Consider the following 18,732-nt stretch of genomic DNA (forward strand, 5'->3'; position numbering starts at 1 on the left):
TCGGCTCGCTGGTGCAGGGCGGCTCGACCTTCATGTTCAACCTGCAGCAGACGGACACGATCCGCGTGCAGGTTTATGTGCCGCAGGATCAGGCCTTCGGGCTGGCGCCGGGCGTCGAGGTCGCCGTCCGCGTGCCCGAAATGCCCGATCACGTCTTCCCCGGCAAGGTGACGCGCATCGCGGAATCCTTGCAGCAGGGCACCCGCACCCTGCTCGCCGAGGCCGACGTGCCCAATCCGGACGGCGCGCTGAAGGCCGGCGTCTATTGCCAGGTCGAGCTGAAAATTCCGCGCAAGACCCCGGCTGTCACCATCCCCGCCGACGCGCTGATCTTCAATCGCAACGGCACGCAGGTCGCGGTGGTGGAGGATGACGTGGCGCGGCTGCGCAAGATCAATGTCGCGCGCGATTTCGGCACGTCGATTGAAACCGCCGCCGGGCTTCAGGCGGGCGACAGGGTCATTCTGAACCCGGCCGCCGATCTCGCCGACGGCCAGAAGGTCCAGGTCGCGGAAAGCGAGAAGAAATGATTACTCGGCCGCCTGCATCCTGCGGGCGGCCGTCGCCAGGCGACGCGCGCGGATGTCGCCCCGCCGCGACTCCATCCGCGCGGCGAGCGCGTTGAAATAAGAGCGCGCCGGCTTTTCCACGAAGCGGAACGTCAGGCTGGACGCCAGCAGGACGAGCGCGACATAAGCGACGACCACGCCCGCGAGCATGACCGGGCCTTGCAGATAGAGTCCCGCGACATAATCGCCGCCATCCGCGCCGGCCGCCGCATGCAGGCCGAGCAAGCCCTTCTTGCCGATCATGGTTGCGACGCGTCCGAAGACGTGGATCAGCAGGAACATGTGGACGAGATAGATCGAATAGGACCATTCGCCGATGGCGCGCAGCGGCGGGGTCAGCAGCAGCCGCGACAGCGGACCTTTTTCATGGGCATAGACCAGCGTCGTCAGGCTGAACAGGATCGGCGACAGCGCGAACAGCCAGAACCACGGTGCGAAGGTGACGAAGCCAATCGCGACCAGCGTCAGGCCGACCTCCCAGCAGGAGATCGCGCGGCGCGAGAGACGCGCGAAGGGGTCGAGCCCGCCGGCGCGCAGACGCTGCGCCGCCACGCCGCAGAAAAAGCCATAGATGCAGCGCGGCAGGCCGAAATCATAGCTCATGGCCGTGCTGTAGCGCGTCGCCCACAGCGTCGCGACGCCGCCCGCAACAGCGAGAGCGACGACAAGCCAGGTCTTGTTGCGCAGGATCGCGCCGCGGTCGCCGGCGCCGCGCAGGGGCAGGACCATGACGAGGCAGAACAGCAGATTGACATAGAATTCGACGCTGATGCTCCAGGCCGGGAAATTCCAGGTCAGCCGATCATGCAGGCCGAGCGACTGGAGCAGCAGCAGGTTCGACGCCAGCGCCGGCAGCGAGGTCTCATTGGCGAAAGGCTGCGCCAACATGGCGACGCCGTGCCGCGCAGCGAACCATTTCGCGGCCTCGACCGCCACGAACAGCGCCAGGATGAAGGCGTGCAAGGGATACATGCGGCCGAACCGGCGCAAGGCGAAGGCCCAGCCGCCGCCTTGGAGCGCCAGCCGGTCGAAAAAGGCGTGGGCCAGCACGAAGCCCGACAGGACGAAGAAGAAATCGACGAAGGCGAAGGCGTGGCCAACAAATTCGGGCGGCGGAACCTTCATCATTTCATAAAGATGGACCAGAGCGACCACCAATGCGCAGAGGCCGCGCAGGCCGTCGAGGGCGTGAAATCGCATCATGTCGCTCCCTGCGCTGCGGGCTCTCAGGCCCCGGCCAATTCGCCGGCCTCGTTCTCCTCCGGCTCATCCTCGCGCGCCGGCGCCGCCCCGCCGCGCAATTTGCGCATGGCCGCGAAAGCCAGCCGCGCCCGCCAGTTTGAACCGACCGAAAAGAAGCCCTCCGCCGGGACCATTTCGGGCCGGAAGCGGGTCTTGGAACGGTCGACGCCGGAGGACAGATTGACCAGCGCTACGCCGTTCTCGTGAGCCCATTGCAGCGCCTCGGCCATCAAGGTGGTCATGATGCTGTAGGGGCCGTAATCGGGGTCATAGCCGGAGAAATAGAGATAGAGCTGGTCGCCGAACGCGAAGCCGACGCGCGCTGCGACGATCCGTCCGCCGACGCGAATCTGGAACAGGCGCAGGCCGCCGGCGCGCGCCAATTGCGCGCAATAATCGTCGAGAAAGGCGCGCTCGGCCGCGCCCCCGAACACATTGGGATGCTGCGTCACATCGGCCAGAGCGGCGCGGCGGCCATGCAGATCGTAGAAGGCCGCGAGCCCCTCGGCGACCTCCTCGGGCGCGGTCGCGACGCGGAATTCCATCGCGATCCCCGCGGCGCTGAGATCGTTGCGGCCCTTGCGCAAATGTTTGCGGGTCTTTTTCGGCAAGGCGCCGTGGAACGCGTCCCAGCTCTCGCGCATGACGAGAATGGAATCGACGTCCTCCAAAGCGCTGTGGGACACGCCCTGCTCCATCGCGCAGGCGCCCGGCGCGAGACCGCGCCATTGCACGAAATCATGATTGCCGCGCGCGCGCAGATAAGTCGCCAGCGCGCGGCCGACATCAGGTAGGCGCTCGCGCTCGCAGACCGGACCGCGCAATTGGGTGACATAGGGATCGGCGCCGAAGAATTGCATTTCGCGCACCAGCGCCGGGCCCAGTCCGGGGCGGCAGGTGCGCATCATCGGCGCGACGGCGACCAGCGCGCCACCCGGCTCGCGCAAGGCGACCACCTGCATGTCATGGCGGCAGGCCAGACTCCGCCGCGCGCCGAAATGGCGCCACCAGGTCAATTGCCACAGCGGCGATTTCGACGGCGTGCGCAGCGACACCCGCGCGAACAGAGCCTCCCATTCGGGCGCCAGCGCCTCAAGCGCGTCGAAAGTCTCGATGGTCTGGATTTCAAGCATGGAGACGGTCCAGAATCTTGGCGAAAGTCTTCAGGGCGTAGAAATCGACCGCGCCATGTTCGCGCCGGTAGCGCTCATGGATCGCCCGATAGGAGGATTCGATCAGCGGCTGGCGATCCGGCAGGCGCATCAGCGACGGCCCGATGCGGTAATGGATCGAGGTGCGATCCAGCACGACCGCGCCGGAATGGCGGATCGCGCGGGCGAAAAAGTCGACATCCTCGGCCAGCGAGGGCGCCGGATCGAAGCCGCCAATGGCCTCCACGCAGGCGCGGCGCACCATGCCGGCGCTGCAGATCAGCAGGGTCTGCTGGAAGAACATCGCCGCCGAAAAGCCGAGCCTCGATCCGAGGCCGCGATATCGGCGGGCGCGGCGATAAGCGGCCTCGAAATAATCGCGCTCGGATTCCACGTCGCTATCGCCGAAGGGCTCGACCTTGCCGAACACCACGCCAATCTCGGGCTGCTCCGCGAAGACCTCCAGCGCTTCGGCGTAATAGCCTTCCGGCACGAGATCGTCGTCGTCGAGAAAATGAATGATGTCGGCCCGGGCCTGTTGAAAGCCGAAATTGCGGACCGTGGCGGGCCGCCCGCCCGAGGGCGCGGGCGAACGCAGATAAGTCACGTTCCAGCCCTCGAAGCGGCGCACGACGCGTTCCGCGCTTCCGGCGGGGCAATCGTCGACCACCAGGATCTCGCAGGAGGGACCTTGCTGCGCAAGCACGCTCTCGATCGCCTCGGCCAGCGGCCCGGGACGGCGGTAAGTCGGAATGACAACGGAAATATCGGGCGCCATGATCGCTCTCTGTCCCAACGAAGCGGCGGATTGGACGAGGCTCTCGCCTCTCGTATAATGAGAATAACCGCAGGAAGAGGCAGAAAAAATGCTCCCTATTCGAAAATTTAATCTAAATTTTTCTATATTTAATATTCAGCGTTAAGGTTTTTAACGATTTTCTATTAAATGAGAGGCGCCAAGCCTTTACGTGCAGGGTGCGCCCTTCCGGGCGAAACCAGCCCGCGTGATCGCCCGGCTCAGAGCTCGAAACCCTGCCCGAATTCCGGCAGGACCACATCGGCCTCCCCGATCTTCGCCGCAAAGGCCCGCATGGCGGCTTCCTCGCCATGAACGAGAAAAGTGCGGCGCGGATTGGCCTTCCCGCGCCAGGCGAGCAGCTCCGCCTGATCGGCATGGGCGGAGAAGCCGTTGATGGTATAGATCCGGGCGCGGACCGGGACGCTTTCGCCGAAAATCGCAACCTGGCGCGCGCCGTCGATGATGCGCCGCGCCAGCGTGCCCTTGGCGGCGAAGCCGACGAAGATCACGCTGGAATCGCGGCGCCCGAGATTGCGCAGCAGGTGATGGCGCACCCGCCCGCCCGCGCACATGCCGGAGCCCGCCAGAATGACGGCGCCGCCGCTGACGGCGTTGAGCGCGATGGATTCCGCGGTTTCGCGGCAGAAGCGCAGGCCGGGCGGCTGAAAGGGGTCGACACGGCGCTCGAACAGCCGCGCCGTCTCCGGCCCGTAACATTCGGGATGTTTGCGGAAAATCTCCGTCGCCGAGATCGCCATCGGCGAATCCAGGAACACCGGCATGGCGGCCGGCAATTTGCTCGGCTCCACGCCCCCGCGCAGACAGAACAGCACGTCCTGCGCGCGCTCCAGCGCGAAGGTCGGAATGATGACATTGCCGCCGCGCTGGAACGCCTCGTTCAGCGCCTCGTAAAACTCCTCGACCGTCGCTTCCAGCGAGCGGTGCAGGCGGTCGCCGTAAGTCGTCTCCATAATGGCGACATCAACATTTTGCGGCGGATCGGGATCGCGCAGCAGCGGCCGGCCATAATTGCCGATATCGCCCGAGAACAGGATTTTTCGCGCGACGCCCCCTTCCTCGGCTTCGACCAGCACGCTGGCCGAACCGAGAATATGGCCGGCGTCGAAAAAGGTCGCGCGCAGGCCGGGCGCGAGGTCGACCGGAACCGTATAGCGCGCGGCGCGGCCGAAACGGTCGAACACATCCATCGCGTCAAGCAGGGAATAAAGCGGCTCGGCCTCCGCCTCGCCGTTGCGCTCGCGATAGCGGGCGCGGGTGCGCGCTTCCTCCTCCTGGAGATGGGCGGCGTCGAGCAGCACCAGCCGGGTCAGTTCGCGGGTGGCGGCGGTGGCGACGATCTCGCCCTTGAAGCCGCGCCGCGTGAGCAGCGGCAGGCGCCCGCAATGATCGAGATGGGCGTGGGTCAACAAGACGATGTCGATGTCGCCGGCGTCGAAGCCGAAGGCGCGGACGTTGTCTTCCTCGATCCGCCGCCCGCCCTGATAGAGCCCGCAATCGACCAGGATCTTGCGGCCCGCCGCCTCCAACAAATGGCAGGAGCCGGTGACGCCGCGATCGGCGCCGTGGAAGGACAATTTCATGCAGCCCCCTCATGCGCCTTTGACGGCGCGCTCCCAGGCGATCAGGGAGTCGAAAATTTCCTGCGCGCTTTCGGCGAACCAGAACAGCTCGCGATCCTCGCGGTCGATCACACCCTCGGCGACGAGAAAATCGAAATCCACCGCCGCGCGCCAGAAGGCCTCGCCGACGAGGATGATGGGGATAGGCCGCATCACCCGCGTCTGAACCAGGGTCAGCACCTCGAACAATTCGTCGAACGTGCCATAGCCGCCGGGAAAAGCGACCAAGGCCCGCGCCCGCTGCATGAAATGCAATTTGCGCAAGGCGAAATAATGGAACTGGAAACAGAGCTCCGGCGTGACATAGGGATTGGGATATTGCTCGTGCGGCAGAGCGATATTGAGCCCGATGCTCTCCGCGCCGCCGTCGAAGGCGCCGCGATTGGCGGCTTCCATGATCCCCGGGCCGCCGCCGGTCATCACCAGGGTCGTGGGGCGCTCGGCCCCGGCGCTCGCCTCCGCTACCAATCGGCAGAAATCGCGCGCGACGTCGTAATAGACGCTTCGCGCCACAATGCGCTCGGCGATCGCCTTTTTCGCCGCCAGCGCGGGCGCGGCCTCCGGCCCGCCGGCCTCCGCGAGCCGCGCGCACGCCTCGTCGAGACGACGGCGCGCCTCGGCCGGCTCGCAGATCCGGGTGCTGCCGAACACCACGATGGTATGGGCCACGCCGCGTCTTTGCAGGACGAGCTCCGGCTTGAGATAATCGAGCAGCAGGCGCAGGCCCCGGGTGTCGTCGCCCTGCAGGAAATCCGGGTCCGCCGCCGCGAGCCGATAGGAGGGCGAGGCCATGATCCGGCGCACGCGCTCCGGGGCGTCGGGGTCCTCCGCCGCCGGCTTGGGCTGCTCGCATGGCAGCGGCTCGCGCCGCGCTTCTGGCGCGGCCGGCGCTGGGAGGCGGGAGGGCGTCTCGGGCTGGTCGGGCGTCTCGGTCAAGGTCTCGACTCGTTTGGCGCGCGGAAGCGGCGCATTTATCAATATAGTCACATAGAAGGACTAACGCTCTCCCCGCAGATCTTACGCCTCCAACCGCCGGGCGCCCCATGCTGAAATTCGGATCGACCCATTTCAAAGGCGATGTCGAGGTCCCGCTCGACGCCAGGACGCTGCCGCCGGATGTGAACTGGATCGACGCGATCCGCCCGACGGAGAGCGAGATCGCCTTCTTGCAGGAAAGCCTCGGCATCGCCGTGCCGACGCTGGAGGAATTGTCGGAAATCGAAAGCTCCAGTCGGCTCTACACCGAACACGGCTATCTCTTCATGTCGATGCCGATGATTGCCAAACTCAATGGCGGCCTGCCCAGGACCACGCCGCTCGGCTTCGTGCTCGGCCGCGAGATCGCCCTCACGATTCGGTTTGACGAGATCAAGGCCTGCGAAGACCTCCACCACGCCAAGGTCTACGAAAACGATCGCGGCCCCAGCGGCCCCAACGCCTTGATCATGGTGCTGGAGGCGATCATCGATTCCATGGCCGATGAGCTGGAAAAGGTGAACGCCGAAATCGACGCCCTGTCGCAGGCCATTTTCGACCAGGGCAAGACCAATGACATGATCCGCGACAACGCCGTCCTTAAACATTCGCTGCGCGCCATTTCGGCCAATGGCTATCTGACCGCCAAAATCTCGGACGCGCTGCTCGGCTCGTCGCGCCTGCTGGCGTTTGTCGCGGGAGAGGCCAAATCGATCCTTTCGGGCGAGGAGAACGGCAAGCTCAAGAGCCTGAGCCGCGACGTCGCTTCGCTGATCGAATATACCCGCTCGCAGAACGACCGCCTGCAATTGCTGCTCGACGCGACGCTCGGCCTGACCAATATCGAGCAGAACAATATTTTCCGCCTGCTCACGGTCGTTTCCGTGATCGGCATTCCGCCGACTCTCGTCGCCAGCATGTATGGCATGAATTTCAAGAACATGCCGGAGCTGGACTGGGCCTTTGGCTATGAATGGGGCCTCGCCTTGATCGTGCTCAGCGCGCTCATTCCGGCGATCTGGTTCAAGCGACGCGGCTGGTGGTGAGGGCGGCTGCGACCTGACCCGCCGGACGTCGGCCGCCGGCGCCGGACTCGCCGCCGCGACCAGTGATTATTGCCCGAGGGTGCGCTTCTCGAGTTCGCGGGGTTGCGAAAGATCCCAGCCCTTATGTTCGCGGGACGCTTCCGTAACATCCGGGGCCAATTTGGCGATTACCGTGAACAGGATCAGCCCAAGCGCGGCGAGGCCACTGATATAACCGGCAAGAAAATAGGCGCGATCCGCCCAACCGGCGAATTTCCCGGTTTTCGGCGCCGGCTTGCTAGCCTTGGCGCGGAATTGCCGCATGTTGGTCATGGCACAGACGCCGAAACATGGACGACCTAGAGGTCAAATGGCCAAAGCCGGCGCGAGCACAGGCGCCGGACCTTGGCCCGCATCTTCGCGCGGCGGCATTGCATTTTGGTTAACGGCCGCGCGAAGGCGCGATCAAGAATCGTCGAGCCTTAAAACTGATATACTAAATAGGGTTATCCTGTCCTGCGGGTAAAGCTTGTGCGCGACGCCCGCCCCGGATGTACGGGCGGGCGTTTTTCGTCCACCCGAAAAGAAGGCGGCCGCGCGCCGATAGAGGCAAGGCTGTCGTCATTTTTGGCCGAAAGCGCAATTCCGTTTTTTTTCGGCGCGACACTTCATCAGATCCGAGGTCTCGTTCGCCTGCAGGATGACCTGTTCCAATTGCTTGAGATGACAGATCCGGAAAGCCGCCACGGATGCGATGTAAAGCCGGACATCGTTCTGGCAGGCTTCAAAGGCCGCGCCGCTGTTTGTCGTCTGCTTGACGCAATGCGGCGGTTCAGGCCGCTTGCAGAAGCCAAACCCCCAGGGATCATAGCCAAATTCCTCCGCGGCTCCGCGTGACGCCGGCAGCATCAGCAACATCGCCACGGTCAAAAGGCTGACGCCCCTTTTCGCCGTCGGCTCCTGCTTCTTGGCGGCGGCGCGGAAGTTCGGCATGCTGGTCATGGTTTCGACGCCGGAGCCTTGGGCGACCTTGAGGTCAGAGGGCCAAGGCCGGCGCGATCGCGGGCGACGAACCTTCAAAACCATTTTCGCGCGCCGCGCCTTGCGGTTTGGTTAATTTTCACGCAAGGACGCCGCCCGTCAAGGCGGCCGCGCGAAGGAAGATAACGCCAGATCGCGATCGGCCGCTGGAAGCGCGGGGAACGGGCGCGGCTTTTCGCGGTTGACGGAACGAACGGAGCGCGGCCGGCCGCGCGGGAGCCTGCGACATGGACAATCGCGCAAATGCGCCGCGCTCTACGCAAAGGGACGCCACTGCTCCGGACGGCGCCGCGCCGGACGCCTTGCTGTGGCGGCTCGCCTGCTATTCGGTCATCGGCCTGTTCGCGCTGGCTCTGCTGGCCGCGCTGCAGATCGCTTCCGATCTGGTCGTGCCGATCCTGTCGGCCCTGGTGGTGGGCGCCGTTCTGGCTCGGCTGATCGACCGTCTCGTCGGTTTCGGGCTCCATCCCGGCGTCGCGGGCGCGGCGGTGGTCGCGACGGCCATCGCGCTTGGCGTGCTCCTGATCAACGCTTTGATCGAGCCCTTTTCCGCTTTCATCGCGCAGGCCCCGCAAATGGCGCAGGCGCTGCTGCGCATGGCCGAACCGGTCGTCGGCCCGCTGGGCGATCTGAAAAACCTGTTCGTCCAGCCGGGCGGCGAAGGCGCGCCGGTGTCGATCGGGGCGGCGACGAGTTGGCTCGCCTCCTTTCTCGGCCGGCTGACTCCGGCGCTGGGCGAATTGCTGGTTTTTTTCGCGGCTTTGGCCTTTTTCGTCGCCGGCCGCTCAGCCCTGCGCAGGAAGCTCGTTCTCGCCATGCCGGCGCGTGAAAGCCGCTTGCGCGCGCTGCGCGCCTTCGGCGCTGTGGAAGACGCGCTCGCGCTTTATTTCGGCGCCGCCACGCTTGTCTATGCGGGCGTCGGCGCGGCCACGGCGCTGGTCGCCTTCGCCGGCGGCCTGAGCAATCCGCTGCTGTGGGGCGCCATGACCTTCGCGGCGGCCTATATTCCCTATTTCGGCGTGGCGCTCATTTCGATCTCGCTCGCCGCGAGCGGGCTGATGGCGCATCCCCATTCGCTGTTCGCCTTGGCGCCCGCGCTCGCTTATCTCGCCATCCACATGCTGACCGAGCTTTTCGTCATCCCGACCTTGCTCGGACGGCGCCACGAGATCAATCCGTTCCTGGTCTTCCTCTCCATCGTGTTCTGGAGCTGGATGTGGGGACCGGTCGGCGCGATCCTCGCCGCGCCATTGCTGCTGATGGCCCAAAGCCTGATCGGCGTCATGGCGAAGGAGGAAGCCTATCTGCCGTAATGCGTCAAAACAGCGACGCCTGCCGGCTTATGCAGCAGCGGAGGCCACCCGCCCGATCTGCCCGCGAACGAGGCGGTGAATGAAATCCAGCTTGCCGATGACCGCCCGCGACAGCACGAAAGGATAGGGGTCCGGCTGCCCGAGCGAGCGACTGAGCGCATTCAGCGCCACCGAGACCGGTCCCCAGGCGTCCATCAATTCCTCGATCGTCCCGACATGATAGGCGTCGAAGCTCACGGCGGTCGCGAGGCTGGCGTCAGCCACATGGCGCGGCTGCAGGGAAACGCCGAAGGAGCCGGCGGTCTCCAGCGTATCGACGATATGCATGTAATGCGCCCAGCTCTCCGCAAAATCCTCCCATGGATGCGAGGTCGCATAGGGGCTGATGAAGCCCGCCTGCCAGCCGGGCGGAGCGCCATTGGCGTAATGCGCCTGCAGCGCCGCGCCGTAATCGGCGCGCTCATCGCCGAAGGTCGCCCGGAAGGCGTCCAGCGCGGCGCCGTCGCGGACCAGCAGGTCCCAGTAATAATGGCCCACCTCGTGACGGAAATGGCCAAGCAGGGTGCGATAGGGCTCGCCCATCGCGACCCGACGCTTCTCGCGCTCGTCGTCGTCGGCTTCAGAAATATTGAGCGTGATCCGGCCGAGATCGTGCCCAGTCAGGATTTTCTCGACGCCCTGATCGGTCCGGACATCGCCGAGGAGGTCGAACACGAGCGGCTCGGGCGCGCCCTGCGCGACGGTCGGCGTGGGCAGGCCCCAGCGCAGCAGCGAATAGAACAATTGCCGTTTGGCGAGTTCGATCCGGCCCCAGCGTTCGCGATTGCCTCCGACCGTGAGATCGGGCGCCAGATTGTTGTGGCGGCACGAACGGCAGAACAACTCGCCTTCTTCGGCGGCCGTGAGCCAGTTGCAGACGCCCTGATCGGCGTTGACGCAGAAGAAATAGCGCCGCGACCGGTCGGCGAGCGAGATGAAGGCCGGACGTCCATCGGGCGCCGGCTCCGCCGGTTCGAGCGCGACCATTGTCTGAACGTCGGGCGCATAGCCGAGCGGCGCGCCGCAAGCCACGCAGACCGAATTTTCGAAATAGACCGTGTTCCCGCAGGATTGGCACTGATAGAGCTTCATCGCGGCTTCCTCCTGGCGGATCGGACGCGGCAAGGCGCGACGCGCTCGCCATTGGGTCAATATTGGACGGCCGGATTGGTTCCTTTCCATGGCGCCAAGTTGCATTGGAACAGCCTTGGCTCGGCCTCCGCCTTTTTTCAACCTGCACGGCGTAACCACGCTTGGTCGATTCGTCGAAATCGCAAAACCGTCGCCCCAGCGCTTCCGAGCTTTGCCACAGCGCTTAAGCTAAAGAGAGACGCCCGCCCGGATGGTGCAACGGGCGTTTTATTCCCGCTCGCGACCCGACTGAATTCGATTTGAGGCGCAACCTTTTTCGTCTGAATTCGTCAACTGGCTGAGGGCGGCGGCGACGCTGCCGACAATCTCCGCCAAGCCTGACGTCTCCTGAAAATTCAGGAAAAGCCGATGACGCGCGTAACCCAGTCGCTTTATGTGTCGCAGCGCCGCTCCCCAGGCGCGCGCGCAACCTTCGCGATCCTGTTTGCGGTCGCACTCTCCACAAGCGCCAATGCCGGCAATGTTTCGTTGAAATCCGGGAGGCCGACCTCCGGCGCGGGAGTGCCTGCATGGGTCCGCCGGGAATGCCGTCCGGCCACGCCTGCGGAACTCGCTGCGCAGCGGGCGGGCCCCGGCGAATGGTTTTATCGAACGACGTGGGATTTTTGTTACCTGGACACACGACCCGGCTTGTGGTGTCCGCCGTACTGCTGAGCCATAGGCCCCCCGTGCGCCCGATACCCGCTCCGATCCGGCAGGGAGACGACAGATCGACCTCCGCAACCCGAGGAAAGAAAGCGCCTGGTCCAGGCGATCGCCGCGGACAAAATTCGATCGCAGGCGCTCCGCTAAAATTTGCGATCTACTTCAATATGTTGGGAGATGAAATGGCGGAGGGAGCGGGATTCGAACCCGCGATACGGTTTCCCGTATACACACTTTCCAGGCGTGCGCCTTCAACCACTCGGCCACCCCTCCACGCGCCCGACGGGCGCGAACGCCCCGGCGAAAGTCGCGCCTTTATAACCGCCCTTCGCCGCAAAGCAAGGCGCGGCCTCGCGCCTTTCGCAAATCTTTCACAGCCGGCGCGAAACGCGCGCCGTTCGGACGGCGTCTCATTCAGCGGTCGTCTGGAGGGTCGCGGCGACGGCGGGCGCGGCTTTCAGCGCCACTTCCTCGCTGCTCGCCGTGACCTGAACCGCCATGCCGCAGGAGCGCGCGACCAGACCGGTGAAATAGGGCTGGATGCCGTGCGCGTCGACCGAGCCGCTTTCCGAATGGCCTTCGAGCAGATCGGCGACATGGCTCGCCAGCTTGAGATTCGGCCCCTTGACCGCGACCGCGATGCGGCTGTCGTCGCCCTCGCCCTCGATGACCACATGCATCACGCCGCCGCGCGGAATGCAGGCCGCCGCGATCAGGCACAGGTTGAGCGCGAGCTTGACCTTGTTCTTCGGCATGAAGACGCGCGGCGCCTCCCAGATCAACTGGGTGCGGTCGTCGGCGAACAGCCCGCGCGCCACCTTTTCCGCATCGCCGGTGTCGATCGAGGCGCCTGCCGAACCGGCCGCGCCAAAGGCCAGACGGCAGAATTGCAGCCGCGCCGAGGCCGTATGCGCGCTCTTGCGGATCAGGTCGAGCGCGAATTCGCGCATCCCCTCGTCCTTGTCCTCCTCCAGCACCTCCAGCCCGTTGACGATGGCGCCGACGGGGCTGATGACGTCATGGCACACGCGCGAGGCCAGGAGGGCGGCGAGGTCGAGCGGTTCAAGCGCGAGTATGTTCATGACAGGGTTCCGGTCTGGTCTGGCGAATCAACAGGAAGCGACGCCGCCGACGCGAGCCGAGTCTAGCCCGCTTTTTGCCGGGCTTGAACCCAAATGTCGGCGCGGCGCCGGCTTCCCGGGCGGGAAAAGTCCAATGCGCGGCGACCTGCTACGAGCGGAGGGCTTTCGCGGGCGCCGCCCCAAGCTTATGTAGAAGATTGGTTAGCGCGAGGTTAGCGCGGGGGGCGGGGCGAGGATCGCCCCGGGGCAGTATGACGGTTCGACCGCAGGACGACGACGATTTGGCCAGGATTTTCGCCGAGCTGACGCTCGAGGCGGGGGCGGCCGTCATGCGCGTGCAGGCGTCCGGACCGAAGGCCCGGATCAAGAAGGATTCGAGCCCGGTCTGCGACGCCGACCTGTTCGCCGAGGCGGTGATTCTCGAAGGCCTCGTCCATTACGTCCCGGATCTCCCCGTGGTCGCCGAGGAGCTTTGCGCCAATGGCGACGTGCCCAAGCTCGACGGCGGCCCGTTCATCCTGGTCGATCCGCTCGACGGAACGCGGGAATTCCTCGAAGGGCGCGATTGTTTCTCGGTCAATATCGCCTTGATTCGCGACGGCGCTCCGGTCGTCGGCGCCGTCTTCGCGCCGGGACGGGGCGAATTGTACCTGGCCGGCAGCCGGGCCTGGACCGCCGCTACGACGTCCGGCGGCAAGCTGCCGCCGCGCACCGCCTGGAAGGAGATGCACACGCGCAAGATGCCGGAACGGGACGTCATCGCGCTGGCCAGCCGGAGCCATCGCGATTCGGACACCGACCGCCTGCTCGCGCGGCTGCCGCTGAAAAAGGTGGTCCCGATCGGCTCGTCGCTGAAATTCTGCCTGATCGCCGCCGGCAAGGCCGATGTCTATCCGCGTTTCGGCCCCACGCGGGAATGGGACATCGCCGCCGGCGACGCCGTGCTGCGCCGCGCGGGGGGCGCGGTTCTGGACCTTTCGGGCGCGCCGGTGGTCTATGGCCGGACCGCCCGGGCCTTCGCCAACGACCCCTTCGTGGCCTGGGGCGATCCCGCGGCCGCGGCGCAGTTTCACGCGGCCGGGATATGTTAACGAACCGTTCATGCCATCGTCGAATAATTGTGACTGGGGGGCCGATCTTCGGAGAGCCAGCGCAATGAACAGTCTTTCGCGGCGCGGACTCGGCCGCGGCCTCATCGCCAGCCTCGCGGCGGCCGGGACCGCAAGCTGGGCCGTTTCGCCAGCCCGGGCGGACGGACGGCCGATTCCCTATAGCGACAATGAGCTGATCGAAAGCGGCCACCATTTCTTCGGCTCGCTGTCGCGCGGCCTCGCCGAGGCGATCCAGTCAGCCACCAAGAAATGGGGCCAGCCCAACGCCTATGTGCTCGGCCAGGAGGCAGGCGGCGCCTTTGTCGGCGGCCTGCGCTATGGCGAGGGGGCGATGTATACCCGCAACGCCGGCGACCGGAAGGTTTATTGGCAGGGCCCTTCGCTCGGCCTCGATTACGGCGCCGACGGCGACCGAACCATGATGCTGGTCTATAATCTGCCCTCGACCGACGCCATGTTCCAGCGTTTCGTCGGCGTCGACGGCTCGGCCTATCTCGTCGGCGGCTTCGGCGTCACCGCGCTGACCATCAATGGCGTCACCGTGGTGCCGATCCGGACCGGAGTCGGGGCGCGGCTGGGCGTCAATATCGGCTATCTGAAATTCACCGACGCGCCGACTTGGAACCCCTTCTGAGGAGCCGCACAAATCGCCGCCGCTTTGCAATGCGGCGGCAAAAGTGGCAGTGTGGGCGCGTTTTCCGACGCTCCCGCCAGCGTCTTCTCACAGGTCGGAACCTTGGTCGAGCAGATCGTCGATTTCGCGTTGGGCTTCGTCATTTGCGGCCTGATCGGGCTTGCCTTCCTGCCCATCGTCTCGGCGCGCGCCCGCCGCCTGACCTTGGCGCGGATCGAATCGCGCTTGCCGATGACCTTCGACGAGATCGAGGCCGACCGCGACCTGCTGCGGGCGCGTTTTGCCGCCGAGAACCGCACGCTTGAGATCAAGGCGGCGGAAGCCCGCGACGGCCGCGCCGCCGACGCCGCCGAACTCGGCCGCCGCGCGGTCGCCCTGATGCGGACGACCGAACAATTGGAACAGACCACGGGGCTGCTGAACGAGCGCAATTCCCAGCTCGCCAAATCGCTGGAATTCGGTGAAAAAACCCAGGCCGCGCTGGATGAGGCCCGCGAGACCCTGGCCGGGCGCGAGGCCGATCTGACCAAATTGCACGGCGAATTCGACGCGCTGGCGGCGGAGCGCCAGCGGCTCGACCAGCGCGTCCGCGAACTGGAGAGCGCGCTCGAAGCGACCAAAAACGCGCTGCAGGACGCCCGCGCGCGCTTCGCCGCCTCCGACACGGCGCGGCGGGAGCTTGGCGTGCAGTTCGAGGATCTCGCCGGCCAGAAAAACGCCCTCGCGGCCGATCTCGCCGAGGCCGAGCGCCGGGCGACTGATTTCGACGCCCGCCGCGCGCGGATGCTGGCGAAGATCGCGGCGGAGCGGAAGCGCTGCGAGGAGCTGGACAACGCCAATCTCTCCCTGCGTCGGCAGATCCTGCTGCGCGCCCCCGACGCCGTCACGGAAGGCGCGCCCGACGGGTTCGACCTCAACGGCGCCGCACCGGCCAATGGCGCGCCGCATGTCCTGAGCGCGGAGCAGGAGCTGCTCGACCTGCGTGAGGCCATTTCGCGGCTGGGGCGACAAGTCGCTCGTCTGGATAACGCCGAGGACTGACCACCTTCAGCCGTTCAATGCGCGAGATCGGGCGGCGGCGCCGCCAGCGGCTTGCGCATGATCGGCGTGATCCCCGCCATGAACAGGAACAGGAAAGCCATGCCGACAAAGACGTCGGCGAGCGACATGACCAGCGCCTCGCGCCGGGCGAATGCCGCAAGCTGACGCGTCGCGGCGAGCATCGCGTCATCCGCGCCATGATGACTGTAAACCGCGCCGAGCTTGGCCAGAAAATCCTGCGCCTGGACATTGCTCCAGGTGAGCTGTTCGTGCAGCCGCTGGATATGCAGGTCGAAGCGCTTGTTCAGCGTGGTGTTGATGACCGCCAGGCCGAAGGCGCCGCCAAGATTGCGCGTGACATTGAACAGGCCGGACGCATTCTTCAGCTTGCTCGGCGGCATGGTGCCAAGCGCCAGCGTATTGATCGGCACCATCATGAACATCAGCGAAAAGCCGCGCAGCATCTGCGGAAACAGCAGCTCCTGAAAGCCCCAATCCTTGGTGATCGCAGCGGGAATGGCCGCGCCCCAGGCGAAGCCGAGAAAGCCCAGGCCGATCATCAGGCGAAGATCGACCTTGTTGAGCAGCCGGCCGACGATAGGCGCGGCGATGAACTGGCACAGGCCGGTGATGAACATGGTCTCGCCGATCTGCAGCGGCGAAAAGCCGCGCACACGCGCGAGATAGACCGGATAGACATAAGTGAGGCCGTAAAGTCCCACCCCGAGAACGAAAGAGGCCAGCGAGCCGGTCCAGAAATTGCGGTTGCCGAAGGCGGTGAGATCGACGATCGGACTTTTCGCCGTGAAGGCCCGCCAGAAGAACACCAGCGCCCCCGAGGCCGACGCAACGGTCGCCCAGACGATCAGGGACTCGTCGAACCAGTTCTTGCTGGGGCCCTCCTCCAGCAGATATTCCAGCGCCCCCAGAAACAAAGCCATCGAGACGAGGCCGGCCCAGTCGAAATTCTTCAGCACGGCGAGATTGGGCCGGTCGAAATCGACCAGCAGCCAGGTCGCCAGCGTGACGACGATCCCGGGGCCGACATTGACGAGGAACAGCCAGCGCCAGGAGAACAGATCGGTGAGATAGCCCCCGACCGTGGGTCCAATCGTCGGCGCCAAAGTGGCGACCAGTCCGACGATCGGCGCGACGATCGACATCTTGTTGCGCGGGAAGATGGAATAAGCTGCCGCGAAAACGGTCGGGATCATGGCGCCGCCGATAAAGCCCTGTAGAGCGCGCCACAGGATCAGCTGGTTGAAATCGGTGGCCGTGGCGCAGAGCAGGCTCATCAGCGTGAAGCCGCCGGCCGAGCTGGCGAACAGGATGCGGGTCGAGAAGGCGCGCGACAGGATGCCCGAAAGCGGGATCATCACCACTTCGGCGATCAGATAGGCGGTCTGGACCCAGGCGATCTCGTCGGCGCTGGCCGAAACGCCAGCCTGAATGGTGGCAAGCGAGGCCGAGACGATCTGGATATCCAGGATCGCCATGAACATGCCGAACACCATGGCGATGAAAGCGATCAGCCGGACGGCTGAAAATTCCGGCTCGACAATAGCGCCCGCAGGGCGGGCCGTCATTGGCCCTCGCCTGCGCGCGTGTCGACGTCCACGATCACCGACATGCCGGCGCGCAGGGGCTGGCTGTCGGCGCCGTTGACGCGGATGCGCACGGGGAAGCGTTGGGTGATCTTGGTAAAATTGCCGGTGGCGTTTTCGGGCGGCAGCAGCGAGAATTCGGAGCCCGACGCCGGCGCTATGCTCTCGACCACGCCGCCGACCTCCTTGCCATTATAGGCGTCGATGCGAATCCGCGCCTTCTGGCCTGGAACGAGGCGGTCGAGCTGTGTTTCCTTGAAATTGGCGTCGATATAATAGCGATTGTCCGGCGCGATCGCCATCAGCCGCGCGCCCGGCTGGACGAACTGGCCGGGCTGGACCGAACGATTGCCGAGCGTGCCGTCGAACGGCGCCTTGATGTCGGTGAAGCCGAGATCGCGCTCGGCGCGCGCCTGGGCGATCGCCAGTTCGGCGCGGGCGCGCTCGGCTTCCTGAATCTGCGATTGCAGAACCACGAGGCTGGCCTTGGCGCCCGCAAGCTGGGCCTGGGCGCCGGCGAGCGCCGCATTGGCCTTGTCGCGATCGGCCAGCGACTGGTCGAAACGCTGTTTCGAGGCGAATAGCGACGCGGTCAGCGCGCGCACCCGGCCGAGATCGGCCTCCGCCCGCGCGGTTTCGGCGCGCGCGGAATCGACCTGGGCCTGCGCCTGGGCGACGGCGGCCGTCTGCGCCTCGGTCTGGGCCTTGATGCGGGTGATGGTGGCGTCCTGGGTCTGGACCTTGTGGCGCGCCGCATCGACGGCGAGCTGGTAATCCCCGGAATCGATCCGCGCCAGCAATTGACCGGCCTTGACGTGCTGGTTGTCGGTCACCGGCACCTGTTCGACATAGCCCGAGATCTTCGGCGAGACGATGGCGAGATCGGTGCGGACATAGGCGTCGTCGGTGGAATAGATGAAGCGGCCGACCGCAATATAATGGGCCAGGGCCGATCCGGCGGCGACGATCGCCAGAAAGGCAGCGCCGGCGAGCAGCGCCTTCTTCGTCCGATCCCGGCGCGACGCCTGATCGGGTTCGGCCGCGGGCGCCTCGATGACCCGCTCGACCGCCGGAATGGCTTCCCTGAGCGACCGCGCCAGCGCCGCTTCCGCCTTCGCGAGGGAGGCGCGCGGCCAAAGCCTGGCCAGCTTGGCGCCGTCGAACACGACGCCGTCGGAATCCGTATCGAAAACCTCGTCCGCATCGCGCATCTCGCGGCGCGACGGAACCTGCTGTTGACGGCTGACCGGCTCGTTCATCCTGCCCTCAAAAAGCCCGATGGGATTAACCCTGAAACATGAATTTAGCCCGTCTCTCCATTCCAGATTGGATCGAGGGGACCAATGATGCGTTAAAATCGTCTCTTCACGAAATTTTTAGCCCGCTTGCGCGCGCCATGTGAACTATCTCTCAAAAGGCTGAATATTTTACTGTCGCCCTTGAAACTGAACCGTTCGGTCATTTCTTTTTTTCGCGCAACCCCCGCTGCCCGGCGCGCGCTTTATCGGGCGCGTGGTCGACTCTTCGGTCGTCCGGAAGTAATATTTCTAGATTCAATAAGTTGGTTCAAAAGCGCCGACGAGATGGCGGGCGACGGGGCGGCTCGAATGGGCGTTCTTGAGTCTTTTGTCTGATAAGGTTTCCGACGAGGCGCGGTGGCGATGAAGG

17 protein-coding genes and 1 tRNA gene are annotated in these 18,732 nt (G+C 65.3%); 6 read left to right on the plus strand and 12 right to left on the minus strand.

What is annotated here, in order from left to right; genetic code table 11:
- The coding region (locus ACE3S9_RS01465) for an efflux RND transporter periplasmic adaptor subunit (RefSeq protein WP_374544650.1) at window positions 1–530 on the plus strand (530 nt) is incomplete at its 5' end.
- Here the strand turns inward: ACE3S9_RS01465 and ACE3S9_RS01470 are convergent.
- The 5 genes from ACE3S9_RS01470 to ACE3S9_RS01490 all read right to left on the minus strand — a co-directional run bounded on the left by ACE3S9_RS01470 (window position 531) and on the right by ACE3S9_RS01490 (window position 6,193).
- Window positions 531–1,769, minus strand: a complete 1,239-nt coding sequence (locus ACE3S9_RS01470; protein ID WP_374544651.1) for an acyltransferase family protein — start codon at window positions 1,767–1,769, stop codon at window positions 531–533.
- A 26-nt stretch (window positions 1,770–1,795) separates the two neighbouring features.
- Complete coding sequence (locus ACE3S9_RS01475) at window positions 1,796–2,944, minus strand: GNAT family N-acetyltransferase (RefSeq protein WP_374544652.1); 1,149 nt, start codon at window positions 2,942–2,944, stop codon at window positions 1,796–1,798.
- Window positions 2,937–3,740 (minus strand): glycosyltransferase family 2 protein, encoded by an 804-nt coding sequence (locus ACE3S9_RS01480; protein WP_374544653.1) that lies wholly within the window; start codon window positions 3,738–3,740, stop codon window positions 2,937–2,939. The genes ACE3S9_RS01475 and ACE3S9_RS01480 overlap by 8 nt, the downstream gene beginning before the upstream one ends.
- 239 nt (window positions 3,741–3,979) lie before the next feature.
- Window positions 3,980–5,362 carry an MBL fold metallo-hydrolase RNA specificity domain-containing protein gene (locus ACE3S9_RS01485; RefSeq protein ID WP_374544654.1) on the minus strand — a complete coding sequence of 461 codons (1,383 nt, stop codon included), beginning with the start codon at window positions 5,360–5,362 and terminating at the stop codon, window positions 3,980–3,982.
- A 9-nt stretch (window positions 5,363–5,371) separates the two neighbouring features.
- On the minus strand, window positions 5,372–6,193 hold the full coding sequence (locus ACE3S9_RS01490) for a TIGR00730 family Rossman fold protein (RefSeq protein WP_374544672.1): 822 nt from the start codon (window positions 6,191–6,193) through the stop codon (window positions 5,372–5,374).
- Window positions 6,194–6,444: 251 nt separating this feature from the next.
- Here ACE3S9_RS01490 and ACE3S9_RS01495 point away from each other — a divergent pair, with 251 nt between their 5' ends.
- Window positions 6,445–7,422 carry a magnesium transporter CorA family protein gene (locus ACE3S9_RS01495; protein ID WP_374544655.1) on the plus strand — a complete coding sequence of 326 codons (978 nt, stop codon included), beginning with the start codon at window positions 6,445–6,447 and terminating at the stop codon, window positions 7,420–7,422.
- Between the two features lie 66 nt (window positions 7,423–7,488).
- On the opposite strand, the gene ACE3S9_RS01500 is transcribed toward ACE3S9_RS01495, so the two are convergent.
- On the minus strand, window positions 7,489–7,734 hold the full coding sequence (locus ACE3S9_RS01500) for a hypothetical protein (protein WP_374544656.1): 246 nt from the start codon (window positions 7,732–7,734) through the stop codon (window positions 7,489–7,491).
- A gap of 288 nt (window positions 7,735–8,022) precedes the next feature.
- Window positions 8,023–8,403: a hypothetical protein gene (locus ACE3S9_RS01505; RefSeq protein ID WP_374544657.1), complete on the minus strand. Its 381-nt coding sequence runs from the start codon at window positions 8,401–8,403 to the stop codon at window positions 8,023–8,025.
- Between the two features lie 266 nt (window positions 8,404–8,669).
- On the opposite strand from ACE3S9_RS01505, the gene ACE3S9_RS01510 reads away from it, so the two are divergent.
- Window positions 8,670–9,755, plus strand: a complete 1,086-nt coding sequence (locus ACE3S9_RS01510; RefSeq protein ID WP_374544658.1) for an AI-2E family transporter — start codon at window positions 8,670–8,672, stop codon at window positions 9,753–9,755.
- Between the two features lie 27 nt (window positions 9,756–9,782).
- Here ACE3S9_RS01510 and ACE3S9_RS01515 read toward each other — a convergent pair whose 3' ends face one another.
- The 3 genes from ACE3S9_RS01515 to chpT form a co-directional block, all read right to left on the minus strand.
- Window positions 9,783–10,886 carry a putative zinc-binding metallopeptidase gene (locus tag ACE3S9_RS01515; protein WP_374544659.1) on the minus strand — a complete coding sequence of 368 codons (1,104 nt, stop codon included), beginning with the start codon at window positions 10,884–10,886 and terminating at the stop codon, window positions 9,783–9,785.
- 888 nt (window positions 10,887–11,774) lie between these two features.
- Window positions 11,775–11,864 (minus strand) — tRNA-Ser (locus tag ACE3S9_RS01520).
- 137 nt (window positions 11,865–12,001) lie between these two features.
- Window positions 12,002–12,673, minus strand: a complete 672-nt coding sequence (gene chpT / locus ACE3S9_RS01525; protein WP_374544660.1) for a histidine phosphotransferase ChpT — start codon at window positions 12,671–12,673, stop codon at window positions 12,002–12,004.
- Window positions 12,674–12,924: 251 nt separating this feature from the next.
- On the opposite strand from chpT, the gene cysQ reads away from it, so the two are divergent.
- The 3 genes from cysQ (at window position 12,925) to ACE3S9_RS01540 (ending at window position 15,460) form a co-directional block, all read left to right on the plus strand.
- On the plus strand, window positions 12,925–13,764 hold the full coding sequence (gene cysQ / locus ACE3S9_RS01530; RefSeq protein ID WP_374544661.1) for a 3'(2'),5'-bisphosphate nucleotidase CysQ: 840 nt from the start codon (window positions 12,925–12,927) through the stop codon (window positions 13,762–13,764).
- 64 nt (window positions 13,765–13,828) lie between these two features.
- Window positions 13,829–14,419, plus strand: coding sequence for a DUF1134 domain-containing protein (locus tag ACE3S9_RS01535; RefSeq protein WP_374544662.1), 591 nt, complete (start codon window positions 13,829–13,831; stop codon window positions 14,417–14,419).
- Window positions 14,420–14,470: 51 nt separating this feature from the next.
- A complete protein-coding gene (locus ACE3S9_RS01540; RefSeq protein ID WP_374544663.1) occupies window positions 14,471–15,460 on the plus strand; it encodes a hypothetical protein in 990 nt (329 codons plus the stop codon).
- Between the two features lie 14 nt (window positions 15,461–15,474).
- Here the strand turns inward: ACE3S9_RS01540 and ACE3S9_RS01545 are convergent, their stop codons facing one another.
- Window positions 15,475–17,046, minus strand: coding sequence for a DHA2 family efflux MFS transporter permease subunit (locus tag ACE3S9_RS01545; protein WP_374544664.1), 1,572 nt, complete (start codon window positions 17,044–17,046; stop codon window positions 15,475–15,477).
- Entirely contained in the window at window positions 17,043–18,323 is a 1,281-nt protein-coding gene (locus ACE3S9_RS01550) for an HlyD family secretion protein (RefSeq protein ID WP_374544665.1), read from the minus strand. The genes ACE3S9_RS01545 and ACE3S9_RS01550 overlap by 4 nt, the downstream gene beginning before the upstream one ends.
- Between the last annotated feature and the right edge of the window lie 409 nt (window positions 18,324–18,732).

The organism is Rhodoblastus sp. (genome assembly GCF_041915505.1).
Lineage (GTDB): Bacteria > Pseudomonadota > Alphaproteobacteria > Rhizobiales > Beijerinckiaceae > Rhodoblastus.